This is a genomic window from Pseudonocardia sp. ICBG1293, from assembly GCF_020131355.1.
Classification (GTDB): domain Bacteria; phylum Actinomycetota; class Actinomycetes; order Mycobacteriales; family Pseudonocardiaceae; genus Pseudonocardia.
Genome location: NZ_JAHLEL010000039.1, coordinates 1 through 19,745, shown reverse-complemented (window position 1 = coordinate 19,745; position 19,745 = coordinate 1). Strand labels below are relative to the sequence as shown.

Here is a 19,745-nt window from a genome sequence, read left to right as displayed (position 1 = left end):
GGTGGTTCCGGGTCGACGCCCGGCCCGGGCACGAGGGCATCCGCACCGGCACCTGGGCCGGTGCGGGCGACCTCGCCGCCGCCGTCACCGCCGAGGGCGACCCGTACGACGCCCCGCTCACCCTCGTCTGCGCGCACGGGCGCCACGACGCCTGCTGCGCGGTCCGTGGCCGCCCGCTGGCCGCGGCACTCGTCGCCGACGACCCGGAGGGCACCTGGGAGTGCAGCCACATCGGCGGCTGCCGCTTCGCGCCGGCGATGGTGCTGCTGCCCCACGGTCTCGTCTACGGCGGCGTCTCCCCGCTGGAGGGCCCCTCGATCGTGCGCGACGCCGCCCGCGGCCTGGTCGTGCCGTCCCGGCTGCGCGGCCGCTCCGCGCTGTCCCCCGCCGTGCAGGCGGCCCAGCAGCACGCCCGGCTCGCGACCGGGTCCCCGCGGTTGTTGACGACCTGCGCGTCGCCGGGGTCGACTCCGACGGCGCACCGGCGGGCAGCACCGCGTGGCGGGTCCGGTTCACCGGGCCGGACTGCGTCGTCGAGGTGAAGGAACGGTTCGTCGGCGTGGACCGGCCGCTGACCTGTGCCGGACGTCCCGGCGGCCGCATGCGGGTCTTCGACCCGGTCCGAGTGGGCCACTGACGTCCCGCCGGATCTGCGCGAGCACTTGTTTCCGAATCGGAAATGATCGTGGTGCGCCCGGTCGTTGCGCGGATCCCCAGGTGGACAGCCGGTGAACTCACTCGCCGTCGATGCGGGGTCACCGAGAGTGCCGGGCCCGGCCCGCTGTGAGGAGGCAGACACCGGCGGACCGATAACAGTGCGGTAGTGGTGTGCGGTTCCACCACTGCCGGCGACGCCGCCCCACCACGCTCCCCACGAAGGAACGGAAGAACCGTATGGATCCCCAGACCCCCGTCGTCATCCTCTGCGGAGGCAAGGGCACCCGCATCCGCGAGGCCTCCGAGAGCCTGCCGAAGGCGATGGTCGAGATCGGCGACCGGCCGATCGTCTGGCACATCATGAAGACCTACCGGGAGCACGGCTTCCGGCGCTTCATCCTGTGCCTGGGGTACAAGAGCTGGGCCATCAAGGAGTACTTCCTCGACTACCGCGCCCGCTCCGCGGACTTCACCCTGTCCATGTCCGACCGGCACCGCATCGACTTCCACAGCGGCGTCGACGAGGACTGGGAGATCACCTTCGCCGAGACCGGGCTCGAGGCCGCCACCGGCTCGCGCGTGCGCAAGATCGCGCCCTACGTCGACACCGAGCACTTCTTCCTGACCTACGGCGACGGCGTCGGCACGGTCGACATCACCGCACTGGCCAAGGAGCACGAGCAGTCCGGCAAGATCGGCACCGTCACCGGCGTCCACCCCACGTCCAAGTTCGGCGAGATGCACGTCGAGGGCGACCGCGTCGTCGAGTTCAACGAGAAGCCCACCCAGGTCAGCGGGTTCGTCTCCGGCGGCTTCTTCGCCTTCCGCCGCGAGTTCCTCGACTCCTACCTCGGCACCCCCGGCGACGACGGCGTGTGGCTCGAGCACGAGCCGCTGCAGCGCCTGGCCCGCGACGGACAGCTGAACGTGCACCGGCACGAGGACTTCTGGTCGGCCATGGACACGTTCAAGGACTTCGAGTACCTGAACTCGCTCTGGGCGCGCGACGAGGCCCCCTGGAAGATCTGGGCGTGAGCGCCCGGTCCGGCGGCCGCCACGGGCCGCCGGACCGACCGAAACGGACGAAGTAACACCTTCCGCCCACACGGCGAGGTCACCGACGTCAGCCAGCGCCGACGGACGGACGACCGTGACCGACACCCTCGCCGGGGGCGACCTCCCCACCCACGCCCCGCCGGACGGGTGCGTCCCCACCGCCGCGGCCCGGTGGACCATCGAGCACCTGACCGGCCTCGACGCGCTCGACGCCGTCGCCGCGGAGTGGGACGACCTGGTCGACCGCTGCGCCAGCGCCACCCCGTTCCAGCGCAGCGCCTGGCTGCGGGCCTGGTGGCAGCACTACGGCCCGGCCGGCGAGCCCTGCTTCGTCGCGGTGCGCCGCGGTGGGGTCCTGGTCGCGGGCGCCGCGGTCTTCACCGAGCGCCGGGCCGGTGTCGTGCGGCTGTCGCCGGTCGGTCGCGGCCTGTCCGACGTCACCGAGTTCCTCGCCGACGACGCCCACCGCGGGCCGGCCGTGACCCACCTCGCCGACGCGTTGCTCGCCGTCCGCGACTGGCACGTGACGGACCTGCCGGAGATCCGGCCGGGCAGCGTGGCGGCCGATCTCGCGGCGGCGTGGCCGCGGCGGACCGTCCGCACCCCGGCGTCGGTGTGCCCGGAGATCCCGCACCGCACGGTCGAGGACATGCTCGCCGCGGGGCCCGCCCCGAAGTACCTGCGACGGCGGCTGCGCACCGCCGAGCGGTCCGGCATCACCTGCGGCGCCGCACCGGCCGACGCCCTGCCCGGGGCGGTGGACACCCTCCTGGACCTGCACCACCGGCAGTGGGCGCGCCGCGCGGTCAACCCGGAGCACCACGCGGAGCGGTTCCGCGGCCTGCTCACCGACGCCGTGCCCGCGCTCGCGCGCGACGGCGCCGCCCAGATCGACCTCTACCACCGCGACGGACGTCCGGTCGCCGCCGAGCTGCTCCTGCTCGGCGGGCGCTCGGTGCACACCTACCTCGTCGGGGCCGACCCGGCCCTGCGCACCGACGTCGACGTCGCCGCACTCACCATCCGGCGCGGCATCGCCGTGGTGGCCGAACACGGCCTCGCGTCGCTGGACCTGCTGCGCGGGGACGAGCCGTACAAGCGCCGCTGGCGTGCCGTCCCGATCCGGCAGGAGCGGGTGCTGCTCGTCGCGCGTTCCTCCGCGCCGGTCGTGGTCCTCGTGGCCGCCGCCCGGGCCCGCGCCGCGCTCCGGCGCCGGATCGCCGGGGGGGGGGGGGGACGCTGCACGGAGCGCTCGGTACGGCGCTCCGGCGGTGGCGCGGCGCCGCGGCGCCGACCGCCGTCCGCACCGTCCTCGACCGGGCCCGGGACGGCGCACGACGGGCGGCGGGTGCCGGGCGGGCGGACCGCTGAGCGCGTCGGCCGGGTCGAGGTCCGCAGCTCGACGCCACCCACCCGGTGCGTCGTCGGCCGCGGTCGGGGTCACCCACGGGGCCGTCACCCGTCCGCGGTCGACCGGGGCGGGTCGCGCCACCGGCCGGCACCCGGCGCCACCGGCCGTACGCCCGGTGTCATCACATCTGGGGAACCGACGGCCGTCTCGCTAATGGGCCGCACGGCCCAGGCGAATCCAGGGGCAGAGCGGCCACACGGCCGTCGCGGACCGAACAGGAGACCGTCGATGAGCGTCCTGCCCGACACCCCGGCCGTCGTCCCGGACACCGGCGCCGCGGCGATCCCGGCGCCCCGCACCGCCGCCGAGGACGCGCTGCCGCCGCCGGCCCCGGCCACCCCGGCCGCGGTCGACCTGTGCCGCTGCGGCCACGAGCGCGACGCCCACGAGCACTACCGCGCCGGCACCGACTGCGGGGCCTGCGGCACGTCCTGCCGCGCGTTCCACGCGCGCACCGGCACCGCCGCCGGACGCGCCGCCGGGCGGGTCGCCCGTCTCACCTCGGGGCTCCGGCGCCGCCGCTGACCCGCGGGCACCGGCGCGCGGACGGGTCGTCGCACGCGCGACCGGCCGGTCCCGCGCGACGACCGCCGCCGGCCGGCCGGCCGGTGGCGACGCGTCCACCACCGGCACGACCGGGAGCGGTCGTCCCCCGCCGCCCGGTCGTGCGCGGTCCCTAGGCGGCCGAGGCCAGCCAGGGCTCCCAGGCCGGTAGCGGCTCCACCGCCAGCACCAGCACCCCGGCGCCCGTGCGCGCCGGCGGGGCCGGTGTGGTCCCCAGGGCCCAGCCGATCTCCTCGATCAACCGGTCGGCCTTGCGCGAGTTGCAGGCCTTGCAGGCCGCGACGCAGTTCTCCCAGCTGTGCGCCCCGCCGCGGCTGCGCGGGACCACGTGGTCGATCGTGTCGGCTCGCCTGCCGCAGTAGGCGCAGCGGCGGCCGTCCCGTCGCAGCACCCCGGCGCGGGTCATCGGGACCGAGCGGCGGTAGGGCACCCGGACGTAGCGCGACAGGCGGAGGACCGAGGGTGCGGGGAGCGCGAGGTTCTCCGAGCGGAACTCGGCGCCCTCCAGAGCCTCCTGGAGACATTCCGCCTTGCCGGAGAGCAGCAGGCAGATGGCGCGTTTGGACGTGACCACGGCCAGCGGTTCGAAGCTGGCGTTGAGGAGCAGGACCCGCGACCCCACCGGGACGTGAGCCGTGGCCGGCGGCTCGGCCCCCGGTGCCGGGACGGGATCGTCGGGGAGCGGGTCGACCGCTCTCAGGTCGCCAGGGACGATCATCTCGGCACCATGGGGGACGGGTTGTCGGTACGGCACGCGACCACCTCCGCGAACGCTCGAGGTCCGGATGTAGTCGACCATACGGAAGCCGGGTTACGCGAGTGTGATAACGGAACCGACGCCGGGTGTCCCGCCGGTTCCGCCGGGCGGGATCAGGCCCCCAGCGCCCCCGTCACGTCGGCGACCAGGTCGCCGGTGTCCTCGACCCCGCAGGACAGCCGTACCAGGCCGTCCGGCACCGCGTCCCCCCATCGCGCCCGCCGGTCGGCGGCCGTGCGCAGCCCGCCGAAGCTGGTCGCCGAGTCGACGAGCGTGGTCCGGGCGAGGAACTCCGAGACCGCGTGGGTGTCGGCCAGGGTGAACCGCAGGATCCCGTTCCAGCGGCGCATCTGGACGCTCGCGAGCGGGTGCGCCGGGTCGTCGGCCAGCCCGGGCCAGCGCACGTCGTGCACACCCGGGGTCTCGCGCAGCGCGACGGCCAGCGCGCGGGCGTTCTCGGCCTGCCGGGTCAGCCGCAGGTCCAGGGTGCCGAGCCCGCGCAGCGCCAGCCAGGTCTCCATCGGCCCGGCGATCGCCCCGACGCGGGTGCGGAAGGCGCGGACCCGCTCGTGGTGCACCGGGTCGGCCGCGGACACGTGCCCGAGCACCAGGTCCCCGTGCCCGGACAGCGCCTTGGTGTCACTGGCGACGACGAGGTCCGCCCCGAGCGCGAGCGGCTGCTGCCCCAGCGGGGTGCAGGTGGTGTTGTCGACCGCGACGACCGCTCCGGCCGCGTGTGCGGCGGCGGCGACCGCGGCGACGTCGCAGACCTCCAACCCCGGGTTGGACGGCGTCTCCAGCATCACCAGCGCGGGCCGGTGCCGGGCGATCGCCGAGGCCCAGTCGCCCGCGGTCGCGCAGTAGGCGACCGGCACCCCCAGCGGGGCGAGCTCCTCCTCGGCGAGCAGCCGCGCGACGTAGTAGCCGTCGCTGGGCAGCAGCACGCCGCGCCCGGCCCCGGTGAAGGCGCGCAGGACCGCGGCGACCGCGGCCATCCCGGACGGGAACACCGTGCACGGCCCGCCGTCGAGCTCGCCGACCGCGGCCTCGAACTCCCGCCACGTCGGGTTGTCGGCACGGGCGTAGAAGTCCGCGCTCGCCTCGGCCTGTTCGGGACGGCCGAGGTGGTAGGTGCTGGTCAGTACCGGTCCACGGTGGACCGGGCTGCCGACGGCGTTCGCGTCGTGCTGTCCGCCGCGTACGCAGCGGGTGCTGTCTCCGAGCATGCGGTTCACTCCGGCTTCGGGGCCCGGGAGATCAGTTCCTTGGCCATCTGGTGGGCGGTCATCCCCTCGTGGCAGACGCGGCGCACCGCGTCGGCGATCGGCAGCTCGACCCCGGCGCGCTCCCCGAGCTCGCAGATCGACAGGCAGGACTTCACACCCTCGGCGACCTGGCCGTGGTTGGCCTTCTCCGCCTCCGCCAGGCTCGCGCCGCGGCCCAGCTGCTCGCCGAAGGTGCGGTTGCGTGACAACGGGGAGCTGCACGTCGCCACCAGGTCGCCCATGCCGGCCAGGCCGGCGAAGGTCATCGGCGAGGCGCCCAGCGCCATCCCGAGCCGGGACATCTCGGCCAGCCCACGGGTGATCAGCGACGCCCGCGAGTTGTCGCCGAGCCCCATCCCGGACGCGACCCCGACGGCCAGCGCGATGACGTTCTTGCCCGCCCCGCCCAGCTCCGCCCCGACGACGTCGGTGTTGGTGTAGGCGCGGAAGTAGCCGGTCGCGCAGGCGGTCTGCAGGGCCACCGCGCGGTCGTGGTCGGCGCAGGCGATGACGGTCGCGGTCGGCTGCTCGTGTGCGATCTCCGCGGCCAGGTTCGGCCCGGACACCACGGCGAGCCGGTCCGGCCCGACGCCGGTGACGTCGTCGATCACCTCGGTCATCCGCCGCAGCGTCCCGAGCTCGACGCCCTTGGCCAGGCTGGTCAGGGTGACCCCGGCCGGGACCAGGTCGCGCCAGCGCTCCAGGTTGGCGCGCAACGACTGCGACGGCACCGCGAGCACCACCGCGTCGGCTCCGTCGAGGGCCTCGGCGGCGTCGTGGGTGGCCCGGAGCGTGTCGGGCAGCGCCACGTCGGACAGGTAGTCGGGGTTGTGCCGGTCGGCGTTGATCGCCTCGGCCACCTCGGACCGGCGGGCCCAGAGCCGCACCTCGCGGCCGGCGTCGCCGAGGACCTTGGCGAACGCGGTGCCCCAGCTGCCCGCACCGAGGACGGCCACGCGCTGGATCGAGTGCACCGGCTCGTTGACCGGACGCTCCCCGATCGCCGGGGCCCGACGGACGCTCATCGGCCCGCCTCGCTCTCCGGACGGCGTCGGTAGAACTCCTCCGGCGGATCCTCGTCGCGGACCTCGGCGAGCAGCTCGCGGACCCGTCCCATGATCAGGTCGGTGACCTCGCGCAGGACGTGGGCGTCCAGCGGGCGCCCACGGTAGGCGCTCAGGTCGACCGGGTCGCCCGCGCGCAGCACGACGTCGGTGCGCGGCAGCGGGCGGAACTTCTTCTCGTAGCCGTCGAGGACCTCGCGGGTCCCCCAGTGGACCATCGGGATGACCGGCACGTCCGAGGCCAGCGCCATCCGCGCGACGCCGGTGCGCGAGCGCATCGGCCACCCGTCGGGGTCGCGGGTGATGGTGCCCTCCGGGTAGATGATGACGATCTTGCCGTCGGCCAGGGCCTGCGTCCCGGCGGCCAGGCTCTGCTGGGCGTCGGCGGAGTCGCGGTAGACCGGGATCTGCCCCGAGCCGCGCAGCACCTGCCCGAGCACCGGCACCTGCCACAGGCTGCTCTTGGCCAGGAACCGGGGCCCCCGCCCCGCGCTGTGCACGTAGGTCCCGGTGTGGATCGGGTCCAGGTGGGAGATGTGGTTGCCGACCAGCAGCGCGCCGCCGCGGGCCGGGAGGTGCTCGCGGCCCTGGTAGCGCGGCCGGCCGGTGAGCCAGCCGATCGAGTAGAAGAACGGGACGGCGAACCCGACCCAGAATCCGCCCTTCTCGCGTGCCACCGGCGGCCTCCTCCTGCCCGCCCCGGGGACGGGTCGTGGGGTCGTCGCGGATCGGGATGATCCGGATCTCGTGCGTGGAGTGTCCCCACAGGGGCCCCACGGTGTCACGCGGGGTGCCAGACTGGGGAGGTGACCCTGCGGGTGGACCTGGTCGTGCCGGTGAAACCGCTGCCCCGCGCCAAGACCCGGCTGCGCGGCGCCGCGGACGGCGGGGTGGGCGATCTCGACGCGCACCAGCGGCTCGCGCTGGCGCTGGCCCGGGACACGGTGGCCGCGGCAGTCGCCGCGACCGCGGTCCGGCACGTGCTGGTGATCTCCTCGGACCCGGCGGTGGCGATGGAGGTCGGTGCGCTCGGCGCCGAGGTCGTCACCGACCCCGGCCGCAGGCTGAACGGCGCGCTGCGGCACGGGGCCGCGCTGCTGCGCTCGCGCGACCCGCACGCCGCGCTGGGCGCCCTGCAGGCCGACCTGCCCGCGCTGCGCCCGGCCGAGCTGGACGACGCCGTCGCCGCGGCCGCCGTCCTGTTCGCCGGTGGCGCGACCCGCGCGTTCCAGCCCGACGCCCCCGGCGAGGGCACCACGCTGCTGCTCGTCGCGCCGGGAGCGGATCTCGACCCGCACTTCGGCCGCGGGTCGGCCGCCCGGCACGCCGCGTCCGGCGCCCGGGCGCTGCCCGGCGAACGGCCCGGGCTGCGCCGCGACGTGGACACCGCCGCCGACCTCGACGACGCCGTCGCGCTCGGGGTGGGCACGTGGACCCGCGCCGTCGTCGACGCGCGGCACGGCCCGCCCGCCGAACCTCACCCGCCCGGCTGTCCCCCGCCCGGGGACGCCGTCGCCCGACGGTGTGGCACACCACGTACGTGAGATCGTCGTACGGGCCCGTGTCCGCATGGACGGTTGCGGAACGGTGCGAAACAATCGTGACGTGAGTGACGACTCGGCGACCCCGGACGGACGGAACGGCGCCTCCGCGCACCCCGGGGGCCGTTCCCGGTCCACGGCGCGCCGGGCCCCGCGTCCGGCGTCGCGTCGGTTGCACACCGCGAGCCGCAGCGTCACCGAGCAGGCCCCGGCGGCCGAGATCCCCGCCCAGCAGCACGTGCCGCCGGGAGCGACGCCGCCCGCCCCGCCGGCCGCGGCACCCTCCCAGGTGCAGGGGGCCGCGCCGATCGCGCCGCCCGCGGGGGCGACCACCCCGGCGTCGACGATGGCCGAGCGCCTGCCCGAGGACCGCTACCTCAACCGCGAGCTGTCCTGGCTCGACTTCAACGCCCGCGTGCTGGCGCTGGCCGAGGACGCCAGCCAGCCGCTTCTGGAGCGCGCCAAGTTCCTCGCGATCTTCGCCTCGAACCTGGACGAGTTCTACATGGTCCGGGTCGCAGGCCTGAAGCGCCGCGACGAGACCGGCCTGTCGGTGCGCAGCGCCGACGGCCTCACCCCGCGCCAGCAGCTGGCCCGGATCACCGAGCGGAGCCGCGACCTGTCGCGGGCGCACGCCGAGGTGTTCATGGACGAGCTGCGGCCCGAGCTCGACGCGGCCGGCGTCCACCTCCGCAGCTGGGAGGACCTCACCGACGCCGAGCGGCTGCGGCTGTCGGACTACTTCACCGAGACGGTGTTCCCGGTGCTCACCCCGCTCGCGGTGGACCCGGCACACCCGTTCCCCTACATCTCCGGGCTCTCGCTCAACCTCGCGGTCACCGTCCGCGACCCGGAGGGCCGCACGGAGCGGTTCGCCCGGGTGAAGGTGCCCAACAACGTGCCCCGGCTGGTGTCGGTCGACCCGCCGGACACCGACACCCGCGCCGGGAACCGGCGGTGCACGTTCCTGCCGATCGAGGACCTGATCTCCGCGCACCTCGGTGACCTGTTCACCGGGATGGAGGTCACCGAGGTCCACCCGTTCCGCGTCACCCGCAACGCCGACCTCGAGGTCGAGGAGGACCGCGACGAGGACCTGCTGCAGGCACTGGAGCGCGAGCTGGCCCGGCGCCGGTTCGGCCCTCCGGTCCGCCTCGAGGTGCTCGACACGATGTCCGAGCACGTGCTGGAGCTGCTGCTGCGCGAGCTCGACGTCGACCCGAACGACGTCGTCACCGTGCCCGGCCTGCTCGACCTGACCGGGCTCTGGCAGCTGCACGGGGTCAACCGCCCCGACCTGAAGGACGAGCCGTTCCGCCCGGCGACGCACCCGGCGTTCGCCGAGCGGGAGACCCCGCGCAGCGTGTTCGCCACCCTGCGCGAGGGCGACGTGCTGGTGCACCACCCCTACGACTCGTTCTCCACCAGCGTGCAGCGCTTCATCGAGCAGGCCGCCGCCGACCCGAACGTGCTCGCGATCAAGCAGACGCTCTACCGCACCTCCGGTGACTCCCCGATCGTCAACGCCCTGATCGACGCCGCCGAGGCGGGCAAGCAGGTCGTCGCGCTGGTCGAGATCAAGGCCCGGTTCGACGAGCAGGCCAACATCCGGTGGGCGCGCGAGCTGGAGAAGGCGGGCGTGCACGTCGTCTACGGCCTGGTGGGGCTCAAGACGCACTGCAAGACCTGCCTGGTCGTGCGCCAGGAGGGCTCGGAGATCCGCCGCTACTGCCACATCGGCACCGGCAACTACAACCCGAAGACCGCGCGGCTCTACGAGGACGTCGGCGTGCTCACCGCCGACCCGACCATCGGCGCGGACCTCACCGACCTGTTCAACTCGCTCACCGGCTACTCGCGCCAGACCTCCTACCGCAGCCTCCTGGTGGCGCCCTACGGGATCCGCCGCGGCATCGTCCGGCGGATCGACGACGAGATCGAGGCCCACCTGTCCGGGGAGTCCGGCGCCCGGGTGCAGATCAAGGCGAACTCGCTGGTCGACGAGGCGATCATCGACGCCTGCTACCGGGCGTCGCAGGCCGGGGTGCCGGTCGACATCGTGGTGCGCGGCATCTGCGCGATCGTCCCCGGACGACCGGGGCTGAGCGAGAACATCACGGTCCGGTCGATCCTGGGGCCGTTCCTGGAGCACTCCCGCGTGCTGCACTTCGGCTCGGCCGACGAGTACTGGATCGGCTCGGCGGACATGATGCACCGCAACCTGGACCGCCGGGTCGAGGTGATGCTGCGGGTGGCCGACCCGAAGCTCGCCGACCAGCTCGGCGCGATGTTCGAGTCCTGCCTGGACCCGGCGACGCGCTGCTGGACGCTCGGGCCGGACGGCACGTGGTCGCCGTCGCCGGCTCCGGGGTCGGCGAACGTCCGGGTGCGCGACCACCAGGTCGAGATGATGAACTCCCGCCGCGGCAGCAGCGAGGACTGATGCTCTCCGAGCAGCTCCGGACCGACGGCGCCGAGGTCGACCCGGCGGGGATCGCCGACGTCGTCGCGGCCGGCACGGTGCCGTGGCGCCACGCCGACGACGGCACCCTCGAGGTGGCGCTGGTCCACCGCCCCCGCTACGACGACTGGTCCTGGCCCAAGGGGCACCAGGACCCGGGCGAGGCGTTGACGCTGACCGCACTGCGCGAGACCGCCGAGGAGGCACACCTGGAGTGCCGCCTCGGCGCCCGGCTCGGTCACACCGCCTACTCGGTGCCCGGCAGGGGGCACAAGGTCGTGCACTACTGGGCCGCCGAGGTGGTCCGCGACCACGGCTTCACCGTGACCGACGAGACCGACGACCTGCGGTGGCTGTCCCGGGAGGAGGCCGCGGCGCTGCTCACCCGGCCCACCGACGCGGACCTGCTGGACCGGCTCGACCGGGTGGGGCCGCCGTCGTCGACGGTGGTGCTCGTGCGGCACGCCAAGGCGGGCAGCCGGGCCGCCTGGGAGGGCGACGACGACCTGCGCCCCCTGTCCGGCACCGGGTTCACCCAGGCCGACCGCCTCGCGGAGTTCCTCGCCCGGTTCGGCCCGGACCGGCTCGCGACCGCACCGCCGCTGCGGTGCAGCCAGACCATCGAGCCGTACGCGCGGACGAACGGCGCGGGCGAGCCGGACGTGGAGCCGCTGCTCGGTGAGCACGGCTACTGGGTCTCCCCCGCCACGGGTCTGCGGCGCTTCCGCGAGCTGGCGGCGCAGCCGGGCGTGACACTGCTGTGCAGCCAGGGCGGGGTGATCCCGGACGTCGTCGGGCACCTGCTCGCCGCCACCGGCCGCTCCGCCGACCCGGACCTGCCCTCGCACAAGGCCAGCACCTGGGTGCTCGGGTTCGACGCCGCGGGCGGGCTGCTGTCCGCCGACTACTACCGCCGCCCGCCGGCCTGATCCGCCGCGCCGTCCCGCACCTCCCGCCTCACTCCCCGCACCCCGCCACTCCCCGCACCCCGCCACTCCCCGCCGCACCCCGCACCCCGCACCCCGCTACTCCCCGCGCTCCCGCACCCCGCTACTCCCCGCGCTCCCCGCCGCTCCCCCTCGCACCCGCACGCGCACCCGCCACCGGGTGGCCCCGGCCCGTGCCCGGACCGCTCCTCGATCAGTACCTGAGGGCTGTTCGGCCCCGGGCCGGCAGCACTGATGCACTGATCGAACGAGGTCCTGCGGAGTGCCCTCCCGGCGGCGGAGTGTGCGATCGCGAACGGGCGCGCCGGTTCCGGCCCGGCGGGCGTCGGCGGGGGTGCAGGGTGCGCGGGTGGAGGAGCCGTTCCGGGGGTCGGAGGCCGTCGCGCGCGGGATCGTCACGCCCGCGCGGCTGCGCGGGCCACGGTTCGTGCGTCTGTTCCCCGACGTGTACGTGTCCGCCGCGGTCCCCCTGACACCGGTGCTCCGGGCCCGGGCCGCATCGGTCTACGCCGGCCCCCTCGGCGCGGCGTCGGCCTGGTCGGCGGCCGAGATCCTCGGCGCGTCCTGCGGGCCCTGGACGGCGCCCGCCGAGCTCGTCGCGCCACGGCGCATCCGGCCCCGCCCGGACCTGCTCGCCCACCAGGGCACACCGCTCGAACCCGGTCTCTGCGACGGCGTCCGGGTCACCTCGCCCCGTGCCACGGCGTGGGAGCTGTGCCGGCGGCTCGAGATCGTCGACGCCGTCGTCGCCCTCGACACGCTCGCCGCCCGGGGACGGGACCGGCCGGTGTTCGTCCGGGTGCGGGGCACGCCGGCACCCGAGCAGCGGAAGCTGTCCCGGATGACGGCGCCCTGCCCCGGCTTCGACCCCGCCGATCTGCTGGTCCTGCGGTCGCTGTACCCGCACGTGCGGGGCTCGGCCCGGCTGGACCGGGTGGTCGCACTCTCCGACCCGCGGGCGGAGTCCCCGCCCGAGACCCGGCTACGGCTGTTGCTCGTGCTCTCCGGGCTCCCGGTCCCGCAGGTCCAGTTCCCGCTGTACGACGGCCGGGGCCGCCCCTGGGTGCGGTTCGACCTCGCCTACCCCGACGCCCTGCTCGCGATCGAGTACGACGGCGCCCAGCACGACGACCCGCTCGACCGCGTCCGCGACACCCGCACCGCGGCGCTGGGATGGCAGACCCTCCGGATCACCGCCGACGGCCTCACCCGCAATGCCCGTCGCACCGTCCGAACGGTCCACGCCCTGCTCATCCAGCGGGCTCACCTCGCCTCCCGCTGACCCGCACCGGCGTCGCGCCACCGATCCCGGCGACTCCCCGCGCGACGTCCTCCCGACGCCGACCGCCTCCCCGCCCCGTCCCGCCCGCCCCACCGATGTCCCGCTCGTCCAGGCTCCGTCGATCAGTGCATGAGCGCTGTCCACACGGGTGCGGGCAGCGCTCATGTACTGATCGACGCGTGAGAAGTCCGGGCGCGGACCGGGTGCGAGTGGGACGAGGCCCGCGGAGGGGGTGGAGTGCTCGCGGGGCGGGACGCGGGCATACGCCGCGACACCTGGCGGGCCGCTTCTGAGCCCCGGGGCGCCCACCGGCGGACACCGTCGATCAATACACCAACGCTGTCCGCACCCGGGGGAACAGCGCTCATGTACTGATCGATGCGCTCGTCGGCCTTGCTGGGCGGTGAGCACAGGGCAGCGGATGCGCCGAGCGGCTACTTCTCCGCAGCAGCCTTTCGTCGGGCCGGCTTCTTCGCCGAGGCAGCCGGCTTCTTCGCCGGCGCGGCCGGAGCAGCGGTCTCCGGCGGGACGGTCTCGCGGGGCGCAGTGCTGCGACCGTCGGCCGTCGCGGCCCGCTCGGCGCGGCGGGGGGCACTGGTCGCGTTGGCGGCGGCGGCCTCGCTGGCGGCGACCCGCTCCTTGAACGCCGCACCGGGCCGGAACGACGGCACCACCGTCTCGCCGACCGGCACCGTCTCCCCGGTGCGCGGGTTGCGGGCGGTGCGCGGAGCACGTCGCCGCGGCTCGAACACCCCGAACCCGGTCAGGGTGACGGTCTCGCCGCGGCCGACGGCGTCCACGACGACCTCGACCATCGCGTCGACGGCCGCCGAGGCGGCGCGACGGTCTCCGAGCCGGGCGGTCAGCGCATCGACGAGCTGAGCCTTGTTCATGGTCACGAAAGGTAAGGCTGCGTCCCTGCCGCGCACCAGATCCGGCAGGGGGTTCCGGGTCGCATACCCTCCATCAGTACAGGTCCGAACGAGTGATCACCGCGACATCTGTCGGACGACGGTGACCACCCGTGTCGGGTCAGACCGTCGTGCGGGGCATCCGGGCGGGCCGGGTTCCCTCGAACGCGGTGATCGCCTCCTCGTGCCGCAACGTGAGCCCGATGTCGTCGAGACCCTCACGCAGCCGCCACCGGGCGTAGTCGTCGATCTGGAACGGCACGGTGAGGTCACCGGCCTGCACGGTCTTCTCGCCGAGGTCCACGGTGATCCGCGTACCCGGCTCGTTCTCCAGCTTCTTCCAGATCAGCTCGACGTCGGGCTGGGCGACCTCGGCGGCGACCAGCCCGGCCTTCGCCGAGTTGCCGCGGAAGATGTCGGCGAACCGCGACGAGATGACGACGCGGAAGCCGTAGTCCATCAGCGCCCAGACGGCGTGCTCGCGCGAGGAGCCGGTCCCGAAGTCCGGCCCGGCGACGAGCACCGACCCGCGGTCGTAGGGCTCGGTGTTGAGCACGAACGACGGGTCCTGGCGCCAGGCCGAGAACAGCCCGTCCTCGAAGCCGGTGCGGGTGACCCGCTTGAGGTAGACGGCCGGGATGATCTGATCGGTGTCCACGTTGGACAGGCGCATCGGCACGCCGATCCCGGTGTGGGTCTCGAACTTGTCCATCAGCCCAGGTACTCCTTCAGTCCAGGTCTTCGGGGCTCGACAGGGTGCCGCGCACGGCGGTCGCGGCGGCGACCAGCGGCGAGACGAGGTGGGTGCGACCACCCTTGCCCTGGCGCCCCTCGAAGTTGCGGTTCGAGGTGGACGCGCAGCGCTCGCCGGGCGCGAGCTGGTCGGGGTTCATGCCCAGGCACATCGAGCAGCCCGCCGAGCGCCACTCCGCGCCGGCGTCGAGGAAGACCGTGTCCAGACCCTCCTCCTCGGCCTGGAACCGGACCCGCATCGACCCCGGGACGACGAGCATCCGCACGCCCTTCGCGACCGAGCGCCCGTTCAGGATCTCGGCGACCGAGCGGAGGTCCTCGATCCGGCCGTTGGTACAGGATCCGACGAACACCGCGTCCACGGGCACCTCACGCAGCGGGGTCCCGCCGGTCAGGCCCATGTAGGACAGCGCCTTCTCCACGGCGGCGCGCTCGCCGTCGTCGGTGATGGCGGCCGGGTCCGGCACGGACTCGCCCAGGGGCAGCCCCTGGCCGGGGTTGGTGCCCCAGGTGACGAACGGGGTGAGCGCGTCGGCGTCGATGTGCACGACCCGGTCGAACTCGGCGCCGTCGTCGGTGCGCAGGGTCCGCCAGTCGGAGACCGCGGCGTCCCAGTCGTCGCCGGTGGGGGCGTGGTCGCGCCCCTCCAGGTAGGCGAAGGTCGTCTCGTCGGGGGCGATCATGCCCGCCCGGGCACCGGCCTCGATGGACATGTTGCAGATCGTCATCCGGGCCTCCATCGAGAGGTTCTCGATGACGTTGCCCCGGTACTCCAGCACGTGGCCCTGACCGCCACCGGTGCCGATCCTCGCGATCACCGCGAGGATGACGTCCTTGGAGGTGACGCCCGGGCGCAGTGTGCCGTCGGCGCTGGTCACCTCGATCGCCATGGTGCGGAACGGCTTGAGCGGCAGCGTCTGGGTGGCGAGCACGTGCTCGACCTCGGAGGTCCCGATGCCGAACGCCATCGCGCCGAACGCGCCGTGGGTGGAGGTGTGGGAGTCACCGCAGACCACCGTGGTGCCGGGCTGGGTCAGCCCCAGCTGCGGGCCGACCACGTGCACGATCCCCTGCTCGGGGTCGTTCATCGGGTACAGCCGGACACCGAACTCCGCACAGTTGCGGCGTAGGGTCTCCACCTGGGTACGCGAGACCTCGTCGGCGATCGGGGAGAGCACGTCGAGGGTCGGGACGTTGTGGTCCTCGGTCGCGATGGTGAGGTCCGTCCGGCGGACCGGACGGCCGGCGAGCCGGAGCCCGTCGAACGCCTGCGGGCTCGTGACCTCGTGCACCAGGTGCAGGTCGATGTAGAGCAGGTCGGGCTCGTCGCCCTCGCCCTTGCGGACGAGGTGCCGGTCCCAGACCTTCTCGGCCAGCGTGCGCGGCTTCTCTGCGGTGGTCACGCCCGCCTCCTCTGTGATCTGATCGCGGTGGACTTCCCAGATCGTGGGAAGTTAGAGCGCCCGGCAAATGAGGTCGTGGGGGTGTCGTTGCAGGTAGAGGCACGGACCTGCAAGTGATCATGGGATTGCTGATGTCCTGATGGTCGCCTGGAGGGTCCGTGCCTCTACCTGCAACGACACCCCCACGACCTCATTTGCCGGGCGCTCTTTAGTATCGGAACGTGGGACAGTCTAGTGTCGCGTAAACGATGTTCTTTGACCGGGTCGGCAGTGGTTGAGTAGGTGGTCTGCGGGTTTGGTCCAGATGAACGGGTGGCAGCGTTCGTTCCAGCCGTCGATGAACCGGCCGATCGCGCCGATCAGTTCTCTGACGCTGCCGAAGCTGCCACGGCGAATGGCCTGGCGGGTGATGACCCCGAAAAAGACCTCGACCATGTTCAGCCACGATCCCGAGGTCGGGGTGAAGTGCAGGGTGATCCGCGGGTTGCGGGCCAGCCAGGCCTTCACTGCGGGGTGCTTGTGGGTCGCGTAGTTGTCCACCACCAGGTGCAGCTTGCGCCGCGGGTAGGCCTTCGCGACCTGCTTGAGGAACCGCAGGAACTCCTGATGGCGATGCCGCGGCAGGCACGCCTGCTCGACCCGCCCGGTCGCGACCTCTAACGCCGCGAACAGCGTGGTGGTGCCGTGACGGACGTAGTCATGCGTCCGTTTCTCCGGGATACCGGGCATGATCGGCAGGATCGGCGCTGTCCGGTCCAGGGCCTGGACCTGGGATTTCTCGTCGACGCAGAGCACGACGGCCTTGTCCGGCGGGTTCAGATACAACCCGACGATGTCGCGGACCTTGGCTTCGAGCTCGGGATCGGTGGAGAACTTGAACGTCTCGGACTTCCACGGCTGCAGCCCCCACCGCCGCCAAATCTTGCCGATCCACACGTGGGAGATCCCGAGCTCGGCACCGAGCAGCCGTGACGACCAGTGCGTGACTCCGAGCCGCTCAGGCGGCGGTTCCAGCGTGGCGAGCACGACCGCGACCTCGTCGATCACCGGCGGCCGGCCCGCCTTGGGCCGGTCGGCCAGCCCGGCGATCCCCTCAGCGGCGTAACGCTTCTTCCACCCGATCACCGTCGCCTTCGACGCCCCGACCAGTGTGACGATGTCCTTGACCGCCACCCCGTCCGCGGCCAGCAACACGATCCTGCCCCGTCGGGCCAGTCCCGCCGAAACCGACGAGGAACGCAGCCAGGACTCCAACACCTCGCGGTCGGCGGCCGGAACGTCCACGGTCACAGTCAACGGCACAGCTCATGATCCCGTAAACCAGCCCGTGAGTAAAGTAACCTAGTTACCGCAACACTAGCGGGATCGGCGTGCTCGACAAGGCCGTGGGGGTTCTCCGGGCGACGGCGGAGGGACCGTGTGGCCTGGCGGAGCTCTGTGAGCGCACGGGCCTGCCCCGGGCCACGGCGCACCGGCTCGCCGTCGGGCTCGAGGCGCACGGGATGCTGCTGCGCACCCCGGACGGGCGCTGGCACCCCGGCCCCACCCTCGGTCAGCTCGCGGGCGGGCGGCCGGACCCGCTGCTGGACGCCGCGGCCGCGGTCCTGCCGCGCCTGCGCGACATCACCGGCGAGAGCGTGCAGCTCTACCGGCGCGACGGGATCCACCGCATCTGCATCGCGCACGCCGAGCCGCCGTCCGGCCTGCGCGACACCGTGCCCGTCGGCTCCCGGTTGCCGATGACCGCGGGATCCGGGGCGAAGGTGCTCGCCGCGTGGTGCGACCCGGCCACCCAGCGCCTGATCCTCGCCGACGCGAGCTTCTCCGAGCGGGTGCTCGTCGACGTCCGCCGTCGCGGCTGGGCACAGAGCGTGGCCGAACGCGAGGCCGGCGTGGCATCGGTGTCCGCCCCGGTGCGCGACGCGGCGGGCCAGGTCGTCGCCGCGGTCTCGGTGTCCGGGCCGGTGGACCGCATCGGCCGCCGGCCGGGGGTCCGCTGGGCCGCCGACCTGCTCGCCGCCGCGGACGCCCTGCAGCACCGTCTCGCGTAGGGCCGCCGGCGGCCCCGCTCGGGATCCGGCCCCGCGTGCCGTGCGCCCCGCTCGTCCCGCGGCCGGGGCCGGGCCCGGCCGCTCCGGTGGGACCCAGTCGGTCGAGGTCGCGACGACCGGCTCCACTACCGTGTGGTGGTCCGGCACCGGGCCGGGCCCTTCGGACATGGTCGGCACACCGGGGAGACGATGGGTTATCTGCTGGGCATCGACGTCGGCACCACGCGCACGGCGGCCGCGGTCATCGGCTCCGGCACCGTCGAGATGGTCACGCTGGGTGACCACTCGGTCGACATTCCGTCCGTGGTGTACGTGGCGCCGGACGGGAGCCTGCTCTTCGGCGACGCCGCCGAGCGCCGTGCGCTGACCGAGCCGGACCGCGTCGCGCGCGAGTTCAAGCGGCGCATCGGCGACCCGACGCCCATCCCGCTGGGCGAGCGGTCCTTCGCCCCCGAGCAGCTGTCCGCGCTGCTGGCCGAGCACGTCGTCGACGTCGTCGCCCGCACCGAGGGCGGCGTCCCCGACCGCATCGCGGTGACCCACCCGGCGTCCTGGGGCAGCCACAAGTGCGACCTGTTCGCCGCGGCACTGGCCGAGCGCGGGCTGACCGTCACCTTCCTCACCGAGCCGCAGGCCGCTGCGCTGCACTACGCGACGAACGAGCGGGTCGAGCCGGGCGCGACCGTCGCCGTCTACGACCTGGGCGGCGGGACGTTCGACGCCGCCGTCGTCCGCAAGGAGGCCGCGGGCGGCGGCTTCACGCTGCTCGGGCGGCCCGAGGGCGTGGAGCAGCTGGGCGGGGCGGACTTCGACCAGGCCGTCGTCGACCACGTGCGCGACGCCGTGCCCGCCGCGTTCGAGGGGCTCGACGAGACCGACCCGAACGTCCTATCCGCGATGGCACGGCTGCGCCGCGACTGCCGCGAGGCCAAGGAGAGCCTGTCGTCGGACACCGAGGTCTCGATCCCGGTGTGGCTCGGCGAGGTCCGCACGACGGTGCGACTGCACCGCAGCGACTTCGAGGAGCGCATCCGGCCGCGGCTGGAGGAGTCGGTCGAGGCGCTGCAGCGTGCGATCGCCTCGGCCGGCCTGGCCGCCTCCGGGCCGTCGGTGGTGCTGCTCGTCGGCGGCTCCTCGCGGGTCCCGCTGGTGGCCGAGCTGGTCTCCTCCGGGCTCGGGCGTCCCGTGCAGGTCGACGCGGACCCGAAGAACACCATCGCGAAGGGCGCCGTCGTCGCGCTCGGCCCGGCCGACCGGTGCCCGGCACCGGCTCGGGCGGGTTCGGCGCCGTGTCCGCGAGCAGCGGCCCCGCGCTGGCCCCCGACCCCGGCCCGCTGCCGTGGGAGAACCCCGACCCGGTCACCGACCGGATGCCGACCGGCGGCACGACCCGGCTCGACGGGGACCGCACCGCCTACCTCGAGGGTGCCCGCGCGGACCCGCCCACCGACCGGTTCCCCGCCGTGCCACCGATCGGCTACGACCAGACCGCCGTGCACGGCTACGGCGGGTACGGGGGCTACGACGACGGCGAGACCACCGTCGCCCCCGAGCCGACGACCGCCCGCCGCTCCCCCGCCGTGCTGATCGGCGCGGGTGGGTCGTCGCGGCACTGGCCGTGC

Annotated in this window: 17 protein-coding genes; 9 read left to right on the top strand and 8 right to left on the bottom strand. The window is 74.2% G+C overall.

The features are described from left to right. The 3 genes from KPF47_RS18210 to KPF47_RS18200 form a co-directional block, all read left to right on the top strand. The coding region (locus KPF47_RS18210; protein ID WP_224389963.1) for a sucrase ferredoxin at nt 1-542 on the top strand (542 nt) is incomplete at its 5' end. A 352-nt stretch (nt 543-894) separates the two neighbouring features. Beyond that, complete coding sequence (locus tag KPF47_RS18205; protein ID WP_224389962.1) at nt 895-1,692, top strand: glucose-1-phosphate cytidylyltransferase; 798 nt, start codon at nt 895-897, stop codon at nt 1,690-1,692. Between the two features lie 115 nt (nt 1,693-1,807). Then, the gene (locus KPF47_RS18200; RefSeq protein WP_224386229.1) at nt 1,808-3,649 is read left to right on the top strand and encodes a GNAT family N-acetyltransferase; all 1,842 of its coding nucleotides are present in this window, start codon (nt 1,808-1,810) and stop codon (nt 3,647-3,649) included. Between the two features lie 151 nt (nt 3,650-3,800). On the opposite strand, the gene KPF47_RS18195 is transcribed toward KPF47_RS18200, so the two are convergent. The 4 genes from KPF47_RS18195 to KPF47_RS18180 form a co-directional block, all read right to left on the bottom strand. Further along, the gene (locus KPF47_RS18195; RefSeq protein WP_224386228.1) at nt 3,801-4,406 is read right to left on the bottom strand and encodes an HNH endonuclease; all 606 of its coding nucleotides are present in this window, start codon (nt 4,404-4,406) and stop codon (nt 3,801-3,803) included. Nucleotides 4,407-4,558: 152 nt separating this feature from the next. Next, nucleotides 4,559-5,671 (bottom strand): cystathionine gamma-lyase, encoded by a 1,113-nt coding sequence (locus KPF47_RS18190; RefSeq protein ID WP_224386227.1) that lies wholly within the window; start codon nt 5,669-5,671, stop codon nt 4,559-4,561. A 5-nt stretch (nt 5,672-5,676) separates the two neighbouring features. Further along, nucleotides 5,677-6,735, bottom strand: a complete 1,059-nt coding sequence (locus tag KPF47_RS18185) for an NAD(P)H-dependent glycerol-3-phosphate dehydrogenase (protein WP_224386226.1) — start codon at nt 6,733-6,735, stop codon at nt 5,677-5,679. Beyond that, complete coding sequence (locus tag KPF47_RS18180; protein ID WP_224386225.1) at nt 6,732-7,451, bottom strand: 1-acyl-sn-glycerol-3-phosphate acyltransferase; 720 nt, start codon at nt 7,449-7,451, stop codon at nt 6,732-6,734. The genes KPF47_RS18185 and KPF47_RS18180 overlap by 4 nt, the downstream gene beginning before the upstream one ends. A gap of 135 nt (nt 7,452-7,586) precedes the next feature. Here KPF47_RS18180 and cofC point away from each other — a divergent pair, with 135 nt between their 5' ends. The 4 genes from cofC to KPF47_RS18160 all read left to right on the top strand — a co-directional run bounded on the left by cofC (nt 7,587) and on the right by KPF47_RS18160 (nt 13,005). Continuing rightward, a complete protein-coding gene (cofC, locus tag KPF47_RS18175; RefSeq protein ID WP_224386230.1) occupies nt 7,587-8,318 on the top strand; it encodes a 2-phospho-L-lactate guanylyltransferase in 732 nt (243 codons plus the stop codon). 25 nt (nt 8,319-8,343) lie between these two features. After that, nucleotides 8,344-10,758, top strand: coding sequence for an RNA degradosome polyphosphate kinase (locus KPF47_RS18170; protein WP_224386224.1), 2,415 nt, complete (start codon nt 8,344-8,346; stop codon nt 10,756-10,758). Then, a complete protein-coding gene (locus tag KPF47_RS18165; RefSeq protein WP_224386223.1) occupies nt 10,758-11,705 on the top strand; it encodes an NUDIX hydrolase in 948 nt (315 codons plus the stop codon). Before KPF47_RS18170 ends, KPF47_RS18165 begins: the two co-directional genes overlap by 1 nt. Nucleotides 11,706-12,072: 367 nt before the next feature. Then, nucleotides 12,073-13,005 carry an endonuclease domain-containing protein gene (locus tag KPF47_RS18160; protein WP_224386222.1) on the top strand — a complete coding sequence of 311 codons (933 nt, stop codon included), beginning with the start codon at nt 12,073-12,075 and terminating at the stop codon, nt 13,003-13,005. A gap of 434 nt (nt 13,006-13,439) precedes the next feature. On the opposite strand, the gene KPF47_RS18155 is transcribed toward KPF47_RS18160, so the two are convergent. The 4 genes from KPF47_RS18155 to KPF47_RS18140 all read right to left on the bottom strand — a co-directional run bounded on the left by KPF47_RS18155 (nt 13,440) and on the right by KPF47_RS18140 (nt 17,368). Next, complete coding sequence (locus tag KPF47_RS18155) at nt 13,440-13,898, bottom strand: HU family DNA-binding protein (protein WP_224386221.1); 459 nt, start codon at nt 13,896-13,898, stop codon at nt 13,440-13,442. A gap of 139 nt (nt 13,899-14,037) precedes the next feature. Next, a complete protein-coding gene (leuD, locus tag KPF47_RS18150) occupies nt 14,038-14,628 on the bottom strand; it encodes a 3-isopropylmalate dehydratase small subunit (RefSeq protein WP_224389906.1) in 591 nt (196 codons plus the stop codon). A 16-nt stretch (nt 14,629-14,644) separates the two neighbouring features. Then, nucleotides 14,645-16,072 (bottom strand): 3-isopropylmalate dehydratase large subunit, encoded by a 1,428-nt coding sequence (leuC, locus tag KPF47_RS18145; protein ID WP_224386220.1) that lies wholly within the window; start codon nt 16,070-16,072, stop codon nt 14,645-14,647. Between the two features lie 231 nt (nt 16,073-16,303). Beyond that, complete coding sequence (locus KPF47_RS18140) at nt 16,304-17,368, bottom strand: IS630 family transposase (RefSeq protein ID WP_255658826.1); 1,065 nt, start codon at nt 17,366-17,368, stop codon at nt 16,304-16,306. Between the two features lie 68 nt (nt 17,369-17,436). Between KPF47_RS18140 and KPF47_RS18135 the strand changes: the two genes are divergently transcribed. Both KPF47_RS18135 and KPF47_RS18130 read left to right on the top strand, forming a co-directional pair. After that, a complete protein-coding gene (locus KPF47_RS18135) occupies nt 17,437-18,123 on the top strand; it encodes an IclR family transcriptional regulator (protein ID WP_224389959.1) in 687 nt (228 codons plus the stop codon). Between the two features lie 189 nt (nt 18,124-18,312). Beyond that, nucleotides 18,313-19,710 (top strand): Hsp70 family protein, encoded by a 1,398-nt coding sequence (locus KPF47_RS18130; RefSeq protein WP_224389961.1) that lies wholly within the window; start codon nt 18,313-18,315, stop codon nt 19,708-19,710. Nucleotides 19,711-19,745: the final 35 nt, after the last annotated feature.

What these genes read in the sequence shown, in the direction of transcription:
- KPF47_RS18165 (WP_224386223.1), top strand. Translation starts at nt 10,758, where the DNA reads ATGCTCTCCGAGCAGCTCCGGACCGACGGCGCCGAGGTCGACCCGGCG.
- KPF47_RS18185 (WP_224386226.1), bottom strand. Translation starts at nt 6,735, where the DNA reads ATGAGCGTCCGTCGGGCCCCGGCGATCGGGGAGCGTCCGGTCAACGAG.
- KPF47_RS18195 (WP_224386228.1), bottom strand. Translation starts at nt 4,406, where the DNA reads ATGATCGTCCCTGGCGACCTGAGAGCGGTCGACCCGCTCCCCGACGAT.
- KPF47_RS18205 (WP_224389962.1), top strand. Translation starts at nt 895, where the DNA reads ATGGATCCCCAGACCCCCGTCGTCATCCTCTGCGGAGGCAAGGGCACC.
- KPF47_RS18170 (WP_224386224.1), top strand. Translation starts at nt 8,344, where the DNA reads ATGGACGGTTGCGGAACGGTGCGAAACAATCGTGACGTGAGTGACGAC.
- leuD (WP_224389906.1), bottom strand. Translation starts at nt 14,628, where the DNA reads ATGGACAAGTTCGAGACCCACACCGGGATCGGCGTGCCGATGCGCCTG.
- KPF47_RS18130 (WP_224389961.1), top strand. Translation starts at nt 18,313, where the DNA reads ATGGGTTATCTGCTGGGCATCGACGTCGGCACCACGCGCACGGCGGCC.
- KPF47_RS18155 (WP_224386221.1), bottom strand. Translation starts at nt 13,898, where the DNA reads ATGAACAAGGCTCAGCTCGTCGATGCGCTGACCGCCCGGCTCGGAGAC.
- KPF47_RS18190 (WP_224386227.1), bottom strand. Translation starts at nt 5,671, where the DNA reads ATGCTCGGAGACAGCACCCGCTGCGTACGCGGCGGACAGCACGACGCG.